Annotated in this window: 15 protein-coding genes; 5 read left to right on the top strand and 10 right to left on the bottom strand. The window is 66.7% G+C overall.

Annotation, left to right across the window (positions count from 1 at the left end):
• Positions 1-81: 81 nt before the first annotated feature.
• Genes HNP60_RS18595 through HNP60_RS18605 form a run of 3 tightly spaced genes read left to right on the top strand, consistent with a single transcriptional unit; the run spans position 82 to position 1,854 of the window.
• The gene (locus HNP60_RS18595; protein WP_184156450.1) at positions 82-738 is read left to right on the top strand and encodes an SCO family protein; all 657 of its coding nucleotides are present in this window, start codon (positions 82-84) and stop codon (positions 736-738) included.
• Complete coding sequence (locus tag HNP60_RS18600) at positions 735-1,160, top strand: YcgN family cysteine cluster protein (RefSeq protein WP_184156452.1); 426 nt, start codon at positions 735-737, stop codon at positions 1,158-1,160. Before HNP60_RS18595 ends, HNP60_RS18600 begins: the two co-directional genes overlap by 4 nt.
• Positions 1,141-1,854, top strand: a complete 714-nt coding sequence (locus tag HNP60_RS18605; protein WP_184156454.1) for a M48 family metallopeptidase — start codon at positions 1,141-1,143, stop codon at positions 1,852-1,854. Before HNP60_RS18600 ends, HNP60_RS18605 begins: the two co-directional genes overlap by 20 nt.
• Before the next feature lie 30 nt (positions 1,855-1,884).
• Here the strand turns inward: HNP60_RS18605 and HNP60_RS18610 are convergent, their stop codons facing one another.
• From HNP60_RS18610 to HNP60_RS18645, 8 genes are all read right to left on the bottom strand, one after another.
• Positions 1,885-3,984 carry a transglycosylase domain-containing protein gene (locus HNP60_RS18610; protein ID WP_184156456.1) on the bottom strand — a complete coding sequence of 700 codons (2,100 nt, stop codon included), beginning with the start codon at positions 3,982-3,984 and terminating at the stop codon, positions 1,885-1,887.
• 105 nt (positions 3,985-4,089) lie between these two features.
• Positions 4,090-4,488, bottom strand: a complete 399-nt coding sequence (gene msrB / locus HNP60_RS18615; protein WP_184052160.1) for a peptide-methionine (R)-S-oxide reductase MsrB — start codon at positions 4,486-4,488, stop codon at positions 4,090-4,092.
• Between the two features lie 61 nt (positions 4,489-4,549).
• A complete protein-coding gene (locus HNP60_RS18620; protein WP_184156458.1) occupies positions 4,550-4,828 on the bottom strand; it encodes a TehB family protein in 279 nt (92 codons plus the stop codon).
• Positions 4,825-5,274 carry a group III truncated hemoglobin gene (locus HNP60_RS18625; RefSeq protein ID WP_184156460.1) on the bottom strand — a complete coding sequence of 150 codons (450 nt, stop codon included), beginning with the start codon at positions 5,272-5,274 and terminating at the stop codon, positions 4,825-4,827. Before HNP60_RS18625 ends, HNP60_RS18620 begins: the two co-directional genes overlap by 4 nt.
• A 61-nt stretch (positions 5,275-5,335) precedes the next feature.
• A complete protein-coding gene (locus HNP60_RS18630) occupies positions 5,336-6,319 on the bottom strand; it encodes a DNA polymerase III subunit delta (RefSeq protein ID WP_184156462.1) in 984 nt (327 codons plus the stop codon).
• Between the two features lie 10 nt (positions 6,320-6,329).
• Positions 6,330-6,818, bottom strand: coding sequence for an LPS assembly lipoprotein LptE (lptE, locus tag HNP60_RS18635; protein WP_184052152.1), 489 nt, complete (start codon positions 6,816-6,818; stop codon positions 6,330-6,332).
• Positions 6,818-9,343 (bottom strand): leucine--tRNA ligase, encoded by a 2,526-nt coding sequence (gene leuS, locus HNP60_RS18640; RefSeq protein WP_184156464.1) that lies wholly within the window; start codon positions 9,341-9,343, stop codon positions 6,818-6,820. The genes lptE and leuS overlap by 1 nt, the downstream gene beginning before the upstream one ends.
• Before the next feature lie 124 nt (positions 9,344-9,467).
• On the bottom strand, positions 9,468-9,917 hold the full coding sequence (locus HNP60_RS18645) for a DUF3576 domain-containing protein (protein WP_184156465.1): 450 nt from the start codon (positions 9,915-9,917) through the stop codon (positions 9,468-9,470).
• A gap of 500 nt (positions 9,918-10,417) precedes the next feature.
• Between HNP60_RS18645 and HNP60_RS18650 the strand changes: the two genes are divergently transcribed.
• Positions 10,418-11,038 (top strand): hypothetical protein, encoded by a 621-nt coding sequence (locus HNP60_RS18650; RefSeq protein WP_184052148.1) that lies wholly within the window; start codon positions 10,418-10,420, stop codon positions 11,036-11,038.
• Between the two features lie 57 nt (positions 11,039-11,095).
• On the opposite strand, the gene HNP60_RS18655 is transcribed toward HNP60_RS18650, so the two are convergent.
• Positions 11,096-11,632, bottom strand: coding sequence for a thiamine phosphate synthase (locus HNP60_RS18655; RefSeq protein ID WP_260394973.1), 537 nt, complete (start codon positions 11,630-11,632; stop codon positions 11,096-11,098).
• 73 nt (positions 11,633-11,705) lie between these two features.
• On the opposite strand from HNP60_RS18655, the gene HNP60_RS18660 reads away from it, so the two are divergent.
• Entirely contained in the window at positions 11,706-12,398 is a 693-nt protein-coding gene (locus tag HNP60_RS18660) for a YggS family pyridoxal phosphate-dependent enzyme (protein WP_184156471.1), read from the top strand.
• A gap of 33 nt (positions 12,399-12,431) precedes the next feature.
• Here the strand turns inward: HNP60_RS18660 and HNP60_RS18665 are convergent, their stop codons facing one another.
• A complete protein-coding gene (locus HNP60_RS18665) occupies positions 12,432-15,290 on the bottom strand; it encodes a TonB-dependent receptor (protein WP_184156473.1) in 2,859 nt (952 codons plus the stop codon).
• Between the last annotated feature and the right edge of the window lie 34 nt (positions 15,291-15,324).

Genomic DNA, 15,324 nt, shown 5'->3' on the forward strand with positions numbered 1-15,324 from the left:
CGGCCAAGCTGTATCACGTCTGAAATCCCCCTCGTACCGGCAGGCTGCCTCTTGCGGTTGCGTTGGCTCCAATAGCAGGGCATGGCTGGCCCTGTCATGAACAAAGGCCGCAAAAACATCATTTTCATCCTGGCCGCGCTGAGTCTCGCGGGCTGCCAGACGGGCGGCCCCGGCAACGAAACCAGTGCGGTGCCGGAAGGCAATCTGGTCGGCGCCCGGATCGGCGGCGATTTCGCGTTGACGGACCAGACCGGCAAGACTGTCCGCTGGAGCGATTTCAAGGGCAAGTATCGGCTCGTCTATTTCGGCTACACCTGGTGTCCCGACGTGTGCCCGGTCGACCTCAACAAGTTCATGGCCGGGCTCAAGCTGCTGGAGGCTTCCGACCCTGCAAAGGCCGCGAAGATCCAGCCAATCTTCATCACCGTGGATCCCGAGCGGGACACGCCCGACGTCATCGCGCCTTATGTGGCAGCGTTCCACCCCCGCCTCATCGGCCTCACCGGCACGCCCGAGCAGATCGAGGCGGTCAAGAAGGATTTCGTGGTGATCGCCGGGAAGGAAGGCGACCCGGCCGCCAAGAGCGACTATCTCGTCAGCCACACCCGCACGCCGGCCCTGTTCGATCCGGATGGCAAGCCGATTGCCCTGGTGCCGGTCGACGATGTGCTGAACGATGACAAGGATTCGGCGCCGCCCGAGGCGGTGCGGGACTTTCTTGCGGCCTATGTGCGATGAACTTCTGGGAGCAGCCGCTCGAGACGCTTGACCGCGCACAGTGGGAAGCCTTGTGCGACGGCTGCGGGAAATGCTGCCTTCACAAGGTGGAAGATGCCGACACGGGCCGCATCTATCCCACGAATGTCGCGTGCCGGCTGCTGGATCGGGAAACGGCCCGGTGCAGCAATTATCGCCAGCGCCGGGCCTTCGTGCCCGATTGCCTGCGCCTGACGGCCGCCAAGCTGCGCTCCATTGCCTGGTTGCCCGCCACCTGCGCTTACCGGCTGCGGGCGGACGGCGAGCCTCTGCCGGCGTGGCACTATCTCATCTGCGACGACAGGGAAGCGGTGCATCGCGAAGGCCATTCCGTGCGGGGCTGGACCATTGCCGAAACGCTTGCCGGCGATCTGGAGCATCACATTGTCGAGCGCCCGCTCTGAACATGCGCTGATCCTCGCCGACGGCGCCACGGTGCCGCTCGTCGTCCAGCGCCATGCCCGCGCCCGCAGACTGCGCCTGCGCTTCGACGGCCTGGCAGGGGAGGCATTGCTGACCATGCCGGCGCGCGCGTCCCTGCGCACCGCGCTCGACTGGGCCGGGCAGCAGACGGGCTGGGTGGAAGCGCAACGCGCCCGGGCGGCCGGACGGGTGGTGCTGGGAGATGGCGTCTGGCTGCCCGTGCAGGGCGAGCCGCTGCGCATCGTCGCCACCGGCGCTCCGGGTCGCCGGATCGCGCGAGAGGGCGACCGGCTGCTCGTCGGCGGACCTGCCGACCATATCGGCGCGCGGATCTTGCGCTGGCTCGCCACTGAAGCACGCGCGGTGCTCACGGACGACACGCGTGCGCTTGCCGGAGAGCACGGGCTGCCCCTCGGCCGCGTATCGATCGGCGATCCGAGAGCGCGGTGGGGAAGTTGCTCGGCGCGCGGCGACATCCGTTACAGCTGGCGACTGATCCTCGCGCCACCCCATGTGCGGCTCGCGACCGTCGCGCACGAAGTGGCGCATCTGCGGCATATGCATCACGGACCGGACTTCCATGCGCTCGTCCGGGCGATTTCCCCGGTCGATCCGGACGTGGCCCGCGCCTGGCTTCGCCGCGAAGGCACTGGCCTGCACCGCTACGTCGGCTGATCGCTCTGGCGTGAGGAGGGGCCGGGCAGGTCAGCCCTGCGGCCGCGCCGGCGCCGCTTGCGACGGGCTCGGACGGGGCGACGGCTGCGATGCGGGCGGCGTGCGCTGGCCGCGGCCCAGCACTTCGTCGATCCAGCGCTGATCGATGCGCTGCGGCGCTTCTGCCGGTGCGGCCGGCGGCGCGGGCGACTCGGTTTCGCCGGTGGAATCGGTCTCGGAAGCCGATACCGGCGCGTCGAGAGGCAGGCCATTCTCGTCGACCATCATGCCATTGTCCGGCTGGCCATAGGCCTCCTCGTCCGGCTCCAGCTGCCATTCGGGCAGCGTGACTTCGGTCTCGAAGGTTTCGACCGGCCGGTTCGCGACCGCGACTTTCATATAGTTCGCAAAGGCACGCGCCGGTGCGCGTCCGCCCGCGAGGCCACCCACGGCGCGCCCATCGTCCCGGCCCATCCAGACGCCGGTCGTGATGCCGCTCGAAAAACCGATGAACCAGCCATCCTTGTTGCTGCTCGTCGTCCCGGTCTTGCCGGCGACGGGGCGGCCGATCTGCGCATTGCGGCCCGTGCCGGTGTTGACCGCTGTCTGCATCAGGTCCGTCATGCCCGCCGCCACCCAGGGCGCGACCAGAACGCGGCTGGTATCGTCCTTGTGCTCGTACAGGACTTCGCCGTCCGCCGTCGCGACCTTGAGGATGCCATAGGGTCGCACCGCGACGCCCTTGCGCGCGACGGAGGCGAAGGCCTGCGTCATGTCGATGAGGTGGACCTCGGACGTGCCAAGCACCATCGAGGGATGCGTGTTGATCGTCGTCGAAATGCCGAAGCGCCTTGCCATGTCCGCGACCGATGCAAAGCCCACTTCCATGCCCAGCTTGGCCGCGACCGTGTTGACCGAGTAGGCGAAGGCGGTCCGCACATCGATCTCGCCGACATTCTTGCGATTGTCGTTGCGCGGGCTCCAGCCGTTGATGGTCACCGGACTGTCGTTGACGCGCGTATCCGGCGAATAGCCCGATTCGAGCGCGGCCAGATAGACGAACAGCTTGAAGGCGGAGCCCGGTTGCCGCTCGGCGGTCGTCGCGCGGTTATAGTTGGAGCTGATATAATCCAGCCCGCCGACGAGCGCCCGCACCGCGCCGTCCCGATCCAGGCTGACGAGCGCGCCTTGCGCCCCGCCCGGGACATTGCCCTTGATCGCGGCAACCGCCGCCCGCTGCAGGCGCAGGTCAATGGTGGTGTAGACATCGAGCGGCTGCTCCTGCTCGTCGATCAGGTCGTCGAGCTGCGGCAGGACCCAGTCAGTGAAGTAGCGCACGCTGTCCTGCGCTTTTTCCGGCACCATCTCGACACTGCCGAGATCCACGGCCGCCCGTTCGGCCTGGCTGATGTCGCCATTGGCCGCCATCACGTCGAGGACCACGCCGGCACGGCCGGTTGCCGCCTCGGCATCGGCCGTCGGCGAGTAATGGGAGGGCGCCTTGACGAGGCCCGCGATGATGGCCGCTTCCGCGAGGCTCAGCTCGGTTGCCGGATGATTGAAGAATTTGCGGCTCGCTGCGTCCACGCCATAAGCGCCACCGCCGAAATAGACCTTGTTCAGGTAAAGCTCGAGAATTTCGCGCTTGCTGAACTTGCGCTCGATCGCCAGCGCGAGCACGATCTCACGCAGCTTGCGACCGGCGGAATAGCTGTTGTTGAGGAAGATATTGCGGGCGAGCTGCTGGGTGATAGTCGAGGCGCCCTCGATCCGGCGCCCCTGCCCGCGCCGCTCGAACGCGCGCCAGGCGCCGCGTCCCATGCCGATCGGATCGACGCCCGGATGCATGTAGAAGCGCTTGTCCTCGACCGAGACGAGCGCGCGCGTCATGACTTCCGGAATCTGGTCGTAGCTCAGCCAGCGCCCGTAACTCGGGCCCAGCGAGACGATCACCGTGCCGTCCGCAGCGTGGACGCGAATCATCTGGCCGTTCGGCGAGCTCTTGAGCGCGTCAAAGCCCGGCAATGACTGCATCGCGATCACGACCGCGATGGCCAGCATGATGAGCCCGGCGATGCCGAGCGCGATCCCGATCTTGAGCAGCCTGAAAAACCAGAGCCGGACGCGGCTCACCGCTTGTGCCTTGGCCATGCCTCGCCTTGCTTCGCTCCGCCCTGCCGCGCGCACGTTTCGCGCAGCACGCTAGAAGCGTTCCCCGCCTTTACACGCGCTGAATGGGATTTCCAGCCGCTTTCCTCAATCGTCCTTCGGCTCGAAATCGAGAGCGACACTGTTCATGCAGAAGCGCAGCCCGGCCGGTCCCGGCCCATCGGGAAAGACATGGCCGAGATGGCCGTCGCAGCGCCCGCAGCGGACTTCCACGCGGCGCATGCCGTGGCTGCTGTCCTCATAGGCGGTGACGGCATCTTGTGCCATCGGTGCGGTGAAGCTGGGCCAACCGGAGCCGCTGTCATATTTATGGCCACTGTCGAACAGCGGCAGGCCGCAGCCGGCGCAATGATAGATGCCGGCATCCTTCAGCCCATCATATTTGCCGGCGAAGGCCCGTTCCGTCCCGTGCTCGCGCAGGACGTGATATTGCTCGGGTGTGAGCCGTTCGCGCCATTCGGCGTCGCTGAGATTCATCTTGTCCATGGCGGTGATATCGGGAGGATGCCGGCGAGCGTCAATGGCGCCGCGCCGCCCGAAGGCACGCTCAGGCGGACAGCGGCGGCAGACTGTGGAAATCCACCTGCATCTTCATGGGACCAAGGGGCGTCACGAAGTGGATTTCGCCGGGGTTCACTTGCCCGGGCTTTCCGGGTGCGAGCAGCAATATGCGGCCGGTTTCGGGGAAAGTCAGCCTCAGCTCGCCTTCGATCACGCGGATCAGCCCCCAGGTGCCGGCCTTGGTGCTGTGGCTGGCGCGCAGCGCGGCGGGCAGCGTCTCCTCATCGAAGACCGGCGTCGAGCGATACGGCCGGGGGGCAATCATGGCCGGCCGGCGTCGGTCAGGGATCTGGCCGCACGCTGTCGATCGACGGCGGCGAGGTCATCGGGCCCGAAGAACATCGCCAGCTGCAGGCTCTGCGCGATGCGCTGCGCCCGGTCCTGCAGGGCGAGGGCTGCCGCGGGCGTCATCAATTGATTGCTCACCTGCGCCCAGAGGTTGAGCCATCGCTCGAACAAGGCGGGTGTGATCCGCGCGCGATGCTTCATGTGGGCCGGGACCGGCCGGCCCTTGTAACGGCCGCTCGTCAGCATCACCGAGGACCAGAAGGCGGCCAGCTTTTCCAGATGCGCCGGCCAGTCGTCGATCGCATCGTCGAAGATGGGCCCCAACGCCGCATCGGCACGCACCCGTTCATAGAAGGCGGCCACAAGGCGGCTCAGTCCCTCCTCGTCCAGCTCGAGCAGGCCGTCATGAATTTCCTGGGTCATAACATGGCATCTAGGGACGGGATCGGGCGCCTGCCATCCGGCGATCTACGGATATGCCTGCTCAGCGACGGCGGGCCGCCAGCCTCGCGACGTTGACCAGTTCCTGCGCCAGCACTGTCTCCCCGATGCCGTGCGAGAGGCGGCTCGTCCGCTCGGCCTGCGCCATGCGCCGGATGGCGCGCCCCAGATCGTCAGCCGACCAGCGCTGCGCGAGATCGTCGTCTCCCCGCCCACCGTAGCGCTGGCCCTGGCCCGCCTGCGTCTGCGCCAGCCCGACGGCTCTCTGCAGCGTGATGCGCAGGAGGCCGGCGAGCGATCCGCCGCTCTGGCGCAGCCGCGCCATCTCCTGCTCCGTGCCCCTTATGTTGCCGGAGAGCACGGTCATCGCCGCCTTGAACAGCTGCTGCTCGCCGCCCTCGGCGCCAAGCGCGTCCAGCGCTTCGTCGGTGGCCGCCCTGGGCGTTTCCGGCGTAGCATCGAGATAGAGGACCAGCTTCTCGATCTCGCCGGCCAGCAGACCCCGTTCCCCGCCGGAGAGAGCAACCAGCCGTCGCGCGAGATCGCCGGGCAGTTCCAGACCGGCCTCGCGCGCCATGGTGACGGCGAGCTGCTCGGCATTGCGGCCTTCCGGCGCATAGCTGACGATCGTCACGGCGGCCCTGTGCGCATCGCAGAAACCGAGCAGCTTGCTGGTCTTGCGCAGGTTGCCGGCAATCATCACGACCGGGTCGCCAGTGGCATCCGCCTCCAGCAGCGTCTGCACGGCCGGCAGGACTTCCTCACCGGCGGGCTGGACGCGGATCCAGCGACGATCCCCGAACATGGAAATGGCGGCGGCTTCGTCCGGGAGGCGAGCGGGATCACTGCGCAAGGCCGCACCGTCCAGATCGACGCGTTCCGCGCCGGGTCCCATGGCCCTGGCAAAGCGGGCGGCCAGTGCCTCGCTGCCCGCTTCATCGGGACCGAAAAGCAGATAGAGCCGGATGTCCGCGGCGGGATTGTCGAGCGCCTTGAGCGCCGCTGCATTGTCGGCGCGCAGGCTCATGCCGCGCCGGTCATGGCCGCGCGTCCAGCGCCACCCGCGCCAGCACCCGATCCGCAACGATCTCTGTCAGCCGTTCGAGCGCACTGTCCTCCGCGGCGACTGTCGCATATTCGCTCGAAGTGACGTCGATGCCCGCGTCCCACCCGGTCGTGTCATCCAGCACCGTCTCGCCGCTGCTGGTGTCGACCAGCTGGTAGCGGGCCCGCAGAGTGCGCCGCTCGCGCGTCACCACGTCATTGGCGCGCACACCCAGCCCCTCGATCCGGTCGTCGAGCTGGACCTTGAGCAGATAGCGCGCCTCGCCGTCACCCATGGCCGCCAGCCGATCGTTCAGCGCGTTGCGCATCAGCCAGCCGCTCTTGCCTTCAATGGCTTCCACCCGCACCCCCGCAAGCGCGCGCGCCGCTTCGCCGCTGCGGCCGCCCGCATACATTGGCTGGAGGCCGCAGCCCGCGAGACTCGCGAGCAGAAGAAGCAAGGCTGGGGCTGTCCTGCGCATCAGATGACCACATTGACCAGGCGGTCGGGCACGACAATCACTTTCTTCGGCGCCGCCCCATCCAGGGTGCGGACGACATTGGGCGCGGCCAGCGCCAGCGCTTCCAGCGTGGCCTTGTCCGTACCCTTGGCGACGGTCAGCGTATCGCGCAGCTTGCCTTGCACCTGCACGGCAATGGTCACTTCGTCCTCGACCAGCAAGGCCGGATCGACGACCGGCCACATGGCATCGGCAATCAGACCCTCGCCGCCCATTTCGGCCCAGGCTTCTTCCGCCAGATGCGGCGTCATGGGCGCGACGAGCAGCGCCAGCGTGCGGATGGCATCCGCACGGCTCGCGGACGGATCAGCCTTCTCGATCGCGTTGGCCAGTTCGTAGATCTTGGCGACGGCCTTGTTGAAGGCCAGCGCTTCGACGTCCCGGGCCACGCCGTCGATCGTCTGGTGCAGCTTGCGATCGAGCGCCTTGTCGATCGCGCCGTTACCTGTCTCGGTGACTTTCCCGAAGATGCGCCACAGCCGGTTGACGAAGCGCCAGGCACCATCGATGCCGGCCTCGGTCCATGGCAGATCGCGCTCGGGAGGGCTGTCCGACAGCATGAACCAGCGCACCGCGTCCGCGCCGTAACGCTGGATGATCTCGTCCGGGTCCACGACATTCTTCTTGGACTTGGACATCTTGACCACGCGGCCAAGCGTGACCGCTTCCCCCGTCCCGTCCACGAAATAGGCGCCTTCCCGCCGCACGACCTCCTCCGGGGAAAGCCAGCGGCCATCCGGGGCCTGATAGGTCTCGTGCGTGACCATGCCCTGCGTGAACAGGCTTTCGAACGGCTCCGTGATGCCGATCTTCTGGATGTGGTTGAGCGCCCGGGTCCAGAAGCGCGCATAGAGCAGGTGAAGGATCGCATGCTCGATGCCGCCGATATACTGCCCCACCGGCAGCCAGCTCTCGGCCTCTTCCCGGTCGAAAGGCTTGTCCGAAGGCTGGCTGGCGAAACGGATGAAATACCAGCTCGAATCGACGAAGGTATCGAGCGTGTCCGTCTCGCGAACGGCGGCCTTGCCGCATCTGGGGCAGTCGACATGCTTCCAGGTCGGGTGCCGGTCGAGCGGATTGCCGGGCGTGTCGAAACTGACGTCCTCGGGGAGGACCACGGGAAGCTGGTCTTTCGGCACCGGCACCACGCCGCAGCCGGCGCAGTGGATGAACGGGATCGGCGTGCCCCAGTAACGCTGGCGCGAGACGCCCCAGTCGCGCAACCGCCAGACCGTGGTGCCCTTGCCCCATCCGCCGGCTTCGGCGCGGGCAATCACCTCGGTTTTGGCAGCTTCGACCGCCATGCCGTCGAGGAAACGCGAATTCACGAGCTTGCCCGGCCCGGTATAGGCCTCGTCGTGGATCGGTGCGGACTCCTCGCCCGCAGGCGCGACGACGCGCTCGACCGGCAGCATATATTTGCGCGCGAAATCGAGATCGCGCTGGTCATGCGCCGGCACGCCCATCACGGCGCCGGTGCCATAATCCATCAACACGAAATTGGCGACGAAGAGCGGCAGCTTCCAGTCCGGATCGAAGGGATGGACCACCGACAGGCCGGTGTCATAGCCCTTCTTCTCCTGCGTCTCGACCTCGGCGGCGGCGGTGCCGGTGCGGCGGCACTCCTCGGCGAAGGCCGCGAGATCGGCATCCTGCTGCGCCAGCGCCAAGGCGATCGGATGATCGGCGGCGATGGCGGCGAAGCTGGCGCCGAAGATGGTGTCCGGCCGGGTGGAGAAGACCTCCAGCCGCTCGATCCCCTCGACCGGCGTTTCCAGCGCGAAGCTGAATTGCAGGCCGACGCTCTTGCCGATCCAGTTCTCCTGCATCAGCCGCACCTTGTCCGGCCATTTGTCGAGATCGCCCAGCCCGGCAAGCAGATCGTCGGCGAAATCGGTGATCTTGAGGAACCACTGGCTGAGCTTGCGCTTCTCGACCAGCGCGCCCGAGCGCCAACCCCGCCCGTCGATCACCTGCTCGTTGGCGAGCACGGTCATGTCGACCGGATCCCAGTTCACCGCGCTTTCCTTGCGGTAGACGAGGCCGGCTTCGTAAAGGTCCAGGAACAGGGCCTGCTCCTGCCCGTAATAATCGGGCTCGCACGTCGCCAGTTCGCGGCTCCAGTCGAGCGCGAAGCCGAGGCGCTTGAGCTGCGCCTTCATCGCCTGGATATTGGAGCGCGTCCAGGCGCCGGGGTGGACGCCCTTCTCCATCGCCGCATTCTCGGCAGGCATGCCGAATGCGTCCCAGCCCATCGGATGCAGCACGTCATGGCCGCGCATGCGCCGGAAGCGCGCCAGCACGTCGCCCATGGAATAATTGCGGACGTGCCCGATATGGATGCGCCCCGAAGGATAGGGAAACATCTCGAGCACATAGCTTTTCGGCGCACCGGGGCGGGCGCCGGCCCGGAAGCTCTCTCGTTCGTCCCACACGGCCTGCCAGCGGGCGTCCGCTACGGCGGGATTGAAGCGTCTCTCGCTCACATCATGCCTCGTTTAACGGAGCTGTTCGGATTCCCCTGCGGGTGGGGCCGGGCTCCCTTCATGAATTCCGCCTGTTCGGCCTGTCCGGTACGGGCGGCCGCATGCCGCCCGGCCGCAGCCCGGCTCAGCCGCCGATCGCGCGGCGGCGCAAGTCACGCGCCTTGGTGAGGATGATCTCCTCGAGCTTCTGCGTCGTTGCCGCCTGAACCGGTGCGTCGATCCATTCGCCGTTCTGCAGCGTCTGCCGGCTCGCCGCGACGCGCAGCGCATCGGCGCGCAGATCCTGATCGAGGATCGTCACCGTCAGTTTCATCCGCTCATTGGCGGCCGCCGGATTGATGTACCAGTCGGTGAGGATCACGCCGCCATCGGAATCGGTCTGGAGCAGCGGCATGAAGGCAAGCGTGTCGAGGCTCGCGCGCCAGAGATAGCCATTGACGCCGATACTGGTGACGCGCGACGCCGCGAGATCGGCACGCGGCCGCTCCCGGCCACCGCCGCAGGCCGCAAGGGCACAGCAGGAGAGTGCCAGTACCAGCCCGCTCGTCAGTCTCTTTCGTTCGCACCGAACCATGTCGTTCCGTTCCTGTGATGTCCGGCCTTGGCCGGGCTCCCTGTCGATCAGCCTCTATAGTGTACGCCGTCCGGGGGGCAAGTGGCGGATTCCGCCGCCGGACGGGGCTGGATATGCCCTTCGGCATGGCCCGGCGCGCCACCGGTGAAGGGCGCCGGGGGCTTCAGGCCGGATCGATTCATGCTTGATCTGGCCCGCGACGATGTGAAAGAGAGCGGCCGAGGGGATGCGGCTTTCGCGGACAAGGCGGCGACTGTGGATAAATGGTCACGCTTCGGGGCAATTTACGTGCCGCGCTAGTTCCTTAAGACCCTTGATGCTATATCACGACTTCGTAATGCCCGGAGTCGGGCTGGGAGTGAAACGTGCGTTTGAGTCGGAGCCGTATCGCGATTTTTGGGGGTCTTTTGACCGCCGGTTCGCTTGCGCTCTCTCCTGCACTGGCTGCGGTCGTCCAGGCGATGTCTCCGGGGTCGGAAATTTCCCCCGTATCGCTCAAGATGCTCGGCAGCATCGGTTCCTTCACACCGGTGACGACGGACGACAAGCTGGCGAAGGCCTATGCGCGGGCCGCGCGCGAATCGCAGAGCCGGGGTTTTCGCTTCACGCCGAGCAGCGGTTCGGTCAACGGGCGCTCGCTTACCATTCTCGTCAGGGCGCCGGGGGCAACGCCTTCTGCCTCCGATGGCACGTCCGGTCGCGTCCTGCCGAATCTGGGTGTGGCGCCGGTGGCGTACCGGCTTGGCGTCTCCAAGGGACTCAGCCAGTTCATGGCCGCGCCGGGCCTCGATCCCGCGATTCCGGATCCGATCCTCGAGAAGAAGCTCAAGGAGCCCGTGCCCAGCTATACGCTGCGTCCGAAGAAGGATCGCTTCTCGGCCAATGTGCAGATCGAGAATCGGGAGGCTACCGCCATTTCCCCGGTCGAGGAGGCGCCGCAGACGCTCAGCACGGAGCAGAGCTATGCGGTTGACGTGTCGAGCAGCTATCGCCTGACCCGTAACCTGAACCTGCAGGCCGGCGTCCGCTACAGGGGCCCGAACAATCGTCTCGCGCCCATGGTGACGGATCAGACGCAGGACAGCCAGGCCGTCTACGTCGGCACCACCTTCAAGTTCTGACCTCGACCGTCTGAAATCGGTCCGGCGCGCTGCATTTGTGCGCGCGAAGCCGTCTTCTCACCGCCGCCGATAGCCCGACAAGCCATCGATGGCGGCAAAGCCATGCGCGCCCAGATGGCGGACCAGCGCGGCATGATGCGGACGAACCCCGCCCAGCGCGATGACCGGAACCGGCGAGCGGCGAGCAAGCGCGGCGAACCGGACGGCGCCGAGCGGCCTGGCGCCCGGGTGGGATCGCGTGGCGAAGAGAGGCGAGATCAGGACGGCATCGGCACCGGCACGAACGGCCGCGCGCAATTCGCGCTGGTCATGGACCGGTGCGCTGTGCAGCCATGGCCGCTCGCGACCGGTGGAAAATCGCGAAGGCTTCACCCGTCCATGATACCCGTCCGCGCCGAGAGCGCGCGCCACCGCCGGCTCGCCCGCGACCAGCAGACGGCATCCCCGCCGCAGCGTCAGGGTGCGCAGGCGGTCGAACAGCGCGAGGCGCGCCGTCTGCGCTGTCGCATGGTGTCGCAGCACGACAGCCGATCCGCGCGGCAGCCGCGCCACGGCCCGCAGCAGCTGGGCTTCGCTCAGGCGCTCATCCGTCATGAGCCAGATGGCAGGGACATCCCCGCGCGATTTGCCGTGGCCTTGGCGCATGGGGCCTCTTATAGCGGCGCCGATGAACGGGCATAGCGACGAGATGACGGCCGCCGCCGGGCGATTGGCGGATGTCAGGGAAGCAATCCTGCGGGCCGAGCGGATTGCCGGCAGGGCCGCGGGATCGGTGCAGCTGATTGCCGTCAGCAAGACGCATGACGCCGATGCCATCCGCCCCCTCATCGCGGCCGGGCAGCGGCTGTTCGGTGAGAACCGGGTCCAGGAAGCGCAGGCGAAATGGCCTGCCCTCCGCGCGGAAACGCCGGACATCGCGTTGCATCTGATCGGGCAGCTCCAGTCCAACAAGGCGGAGGATGCCGTCGCGCTGTTCGACGCCATTCACTCGGTGGACCGTCCCTCGCTGGTCGAGGCGCTGGCGAAGGCCATGGAGAAACTCGACCGCCGGCCGGAATGCTTCATCCAGGTGAATATCGGGGAGGAGCCGCAGAAAGGCGGCTGCGCCATCGCGGACCTGCCCGCCCTGCTGGCACAGGCGCGCGCGGCGGGTCTGCCGGTGATCGGGCTCATGGCGGTGCCGCCGCTCGATGTCGAGCCGGCACCCTATTTCGCCCTGCTGGACAAGCTCGCCCGCGATCATGGCCTGCCGGGCCGCTCCATGGGCATGTCCGGCGATTACGAGACGGCGATCATGCTCGGCGCGACGCATGTCCGCATCGGGACGGCCTTGTTCGGGACCCGCCCGCCGATCGCCTGACTCCCTCCCCGCCGGGAGAGGGAGCCGGCATTTTCAGAACTTGCCGCGCAGCGTGATGCCGTAAGTGCGCGGCTCGGCCAGATAGGCCGAGAAGAGCTGGTTCGACATCGTCCCGAAGCGGCCGAGCTGCCCGGTCGACTGGTTGTTTGGGCTGGAGCTTTGCAGCGGGCTGTTGAAGGCCACCTGCGTATAGTCGCTGTCGAAGATGTTCTGTCCCCAGAACTCGATCGCCCAGCGTTCGTCCGGGCCTCGGATGCCGATCCGGGCATTGGTGACGATATAGCCATCCTGCCGCTTCTCGGGATAGAGGTCCGAGCCGGTGTTGTGATCGCCGGTCATGCGGGTATCCACATAGAGAAGGCCCGAATAGCCACCGCCGATGGGCGGCGTCCAGGCGAGGCTGGCGGTGGTCACCCAGCGCGGCGCGTTGCTGTTGTCCTGCCCTTCGAGCAGGAACAGCGCCGGATCGAGCGGGGTGGAGCCGCTGGCATTGCCGACGAGCTGATCGGCGAATTGCGCCTTCGCATAGGTAACGCCGGCCGTGCCGCGCAGATAGCGCGTGGGCGCGACATAGGCCTCCAGCTCCACGCCCTCGCTGATGAGGCCGGGCTTGGTATCCTCGCACGTGCCATTCGCCGCCTTCGCGCTCTTGCAGCCATTGATGTTCTGCACGACGAAGCTGGTGCCGTTGAAGGTGTTGAGCTGGAAGTTGCTGAACTCCTGACGGAACAGGGCGGCATTGAAGCCCCAGCTGCGCTTGTTGATCTTCAGGCCGATCTCGAACGCGTCCACCGTCTCGGCGCCGAACAGCAGCGAGGAGGCATCGGCATTGGTGCGCGGCGAGAAATAGGTGATCGGCGAGATCGCTGGAGCGACGCCCCGATTGCCGAGTTCGAAGCGATCGAGATTATAGCCGCCCGCCTTGTAGCCGCGCGAATAGCCGCCATAGACCATCACGCCGCCGCCGACCTTGTAGGAGAGGACGGCGGTTCCCGTGAATTCGTCGTCGTTAAAACTGTCCTGCAAGTCGAGGCCGTTCAGGCTGGTGCTCGCATTGCCCAGGCACGCGAGAGTCAGGATGCCGCCCGCGAGCTGTGCCGCGCTGCCGAGCTGCGCGTTGGTCGCAACGCCGGGCAGAGCGGAGGCCTGCAGCGCCGCGCACGTCGCGTTGTTGTTGTTGAGATCGGCGGAGAAGCGCTTGCGCTCGTTGGTGTAGCGCAGGCCCAGCGTCAGATCGAGCCGATCAGTCAGGTGGACGATGTTATGCGTGAACAGCGCCCAGTTCTCGCTCTTCTGATAGTAACGCGTATCGGTGTCACCCGCACCGGTCGGGATCGTGGCGAGCGCCGTCAGACCCTGCCCCAGACCGCCCGAGATGGCCGCCGCCTGCGCCTGCGCGTTGGCCAGCGGCAGACCGGCATTCACGAAGGCCTGCGTCAGTCCGGCGTTGAGATTGGCCTGGGTGCCGGCGATCAGATTGCCCACGTCGGGCGTTGCCGGATTGCCGTCGATCGGAGCGCCGCAGAGTGCAAGCTGGGTCGGAGCCAGATTGCTCGTGTTGCCGGCGCCCGCCATCAGCCGGCACGCCGCGAAGCGGCCATAATCTGCGCCGAAGCGGATATTGTCGCGCAGCGTCAGCTTCTCGTTGGCGTAATAACCGCCGACGAGCCAGTCGAGCGCCTCGCCGAAGGCCGAGCCCTGCAGGCGCAGTTCCTGCGTGAAGGTCCTGAACTGGCGGAACGTGCCGGGGTCGCGATAGAGCAGATCGGCAGTCGAATAATCATAATCGCCATAGTCTGCCGACTTGTAGTCGCGATAGGCCGTGATGCTGGTCAGCTTCGCGCTGCCCAGATCATAATTGATCTCCGCGGAGACGCCCCAGTCCTTGAGATCGCTCACATAGTCGCGACCGGGCGTGATGCTGATCTTCCGCTCATAGGGATCCTGCGCGTAAGGCGTGGCGCCGTTCGGAAAACGGGTGCCCAACGCGCCGAGGATCGTCACGATCCGGTTGGTGGCGTTCTGCGTGTAGTTGGTCGGGCTGGTGCCGACTTCCTCGCCCGTATCGATGAACACCGCGCCGCAGCAGCTCTCGTCGCGATTGGTATAGTCACCGATAAGACGGATGGAGAGATCGCTCGTCGGCTCGAAGAGCAGCTGACCGCGCAGGAAATAGCGGTTGCGGTCATTGGTATCGCCCGTCTCGTTGCCGGTCGCATCGACGATCTTGAGGAAGCCGTCGCGGCGTGAATAGACGCCATCGAGGCTGGCGGCGATCGTCTCGCTGATCGGGCCGGTGACTCGCCCGGCCGCGCGCCAGAACTCGTAATTGCCATAGCTCAGTTCGCCGCTGGCGCCGAAAGTGAAGCTCGGTGACTTGCTGACGATGTTGAGCAGACCAGCCGAGGCGTTGCGCCCGAACAATGTGCCCTGTGGCCCGCGCAGCACCTCGATCCGCTCGATCTCGCCCAGATCGGTGAGGCCGGCACCGGTGCGCGAGCGATAGACGCCGTCGATGAACACCGCCACCGAGCTTTCAAGGCCCGGATTGTCGCCCACCGTGCCCACGCCGCGGATGCGCGCGGCGCCATTGGCTTCCGAGCCGGTCGAAGACACCAGCAGCGAAGGCGCGAGCTGGTTGAGCTGGCGGATATCGTTGGCGCCGCTGTTCTGCAACGACTGGGCCGTCACGGCGGAGACCGCGATCGGCACTTCGGCGAGGGGACTGGCGCGTCGGGTCGCGGTGACGATGATGTCGCCTGCGCTATCGGGATCGTCGGCCGCATCCTGGGGAAGGGTGCCGGCACTCCCATCCTGGGCCAGAGCTGGCGCGGCGAGCGCGCAGAGCATTGCCGCCAGACTGGCGGACACAAAGAAGGCGGGCCGTTGCATGGCTGATACTCTCCTGCGTTCTTTTTTCGGGCGG

This window comes from Sphingobium lignivorans (assembly GCF_014203955.1).
GTDB classification, from domain to species: Bacteria; Pseudomonadota; Alphaproteobacteria; order Sphingomonadales; family Sphingomonadaceae; genus Sphingobium; species Sphingobium lignivorans.

Coding starts and splice junctions, on each gene's coding strand:
- HNP60_RS18595 (WP_184156450.1), top strand. CDS start 82: ATGGCTGGCCCTGTCATGAACAAAGGCCGCAAAAACATCATTTTCATC.
- HNP60_RS18600 (WP_184156452.1), top strand. CDS start 735: ATGAACTTCTGGGAGCAGCCGCTCGAGACGCTTGACCGCGCACAGTGG.
- HNP60_RS18610 (WP_184156456.1), bottom strand. CDS start 3,984: ATGGCCAAGGCACAAGCGGTGAGCCGCGTCCGGCTCTGGTTTTTCAGG.
- msrB (WP_184052160.1), bottom strand. CDS start 4,488: ATGGACAAGATGAATCTCAGCGACGCCGAATGGCGCGAACGGCTCACA.
- HNP60_RS18620 (WP_184156458.1), bottom strand. CDS start 4,828: ATGATTGCCCCCCGGCCGTATCGCTCGACGCCGGTCTTCGATGAGGAG.
- HNP60_RS18625 (WP_184156460.1), bottom strand. CDS start 5,274: ATGACCCAGGAAATTCATGACGGCCTGCTCGAGCTGGACGAGGAGGGA.
- HNP60_RS18630 (WP_184156462.1), bottom strand. CDS start 6,319: ATGAGCCTGCGCGCCGACAATGCAGCGGCGCTCAAGGCGCTCGACAAT.
- lptE (WP_184052152.1), bottom strand. CDS start 6,818: ATGCGCAGGACAGCCCCAGCCTTGCTTCTTCTGCTCGCGAGTCTCGCG.
- HNP60_RS18645 (WP_184156465.1), bottom strand. CDS start 9,917: ATGGTTCGGTGCGAACGAAAGAGACTGACGAGCGGGCTGGTACTGGCA.
- HNP60_RS18650 (WP_184052148.1), top strand. CDS start 10,418: ATGCTCGGCAGCATCGGTTCCTTCACACCGGTGACGACGGACGACAAG.
- HNP60_RS18655 (WP_260394973.1), bottom strand. CDS start 11,632: ATGACGGATGAGCGCCTGAGCGAAGCCCAGCTGCTGCGGGCCGTGGCG.
- HNP60_RS18660 (WP_184156471.1), top strand. CDS start 11,706: ATGAACGGGCATAGCGACGAGATGACGGCCGCCGCCGGGCGATTGGCG.
- HNP60_RS18665 (WP_184156473.1), bottom strand. CDS start 15,290: ATGCAACGGCCCGCCTTCTTTGTGTCCGCCAGTCTGGCGGCAATGCTC.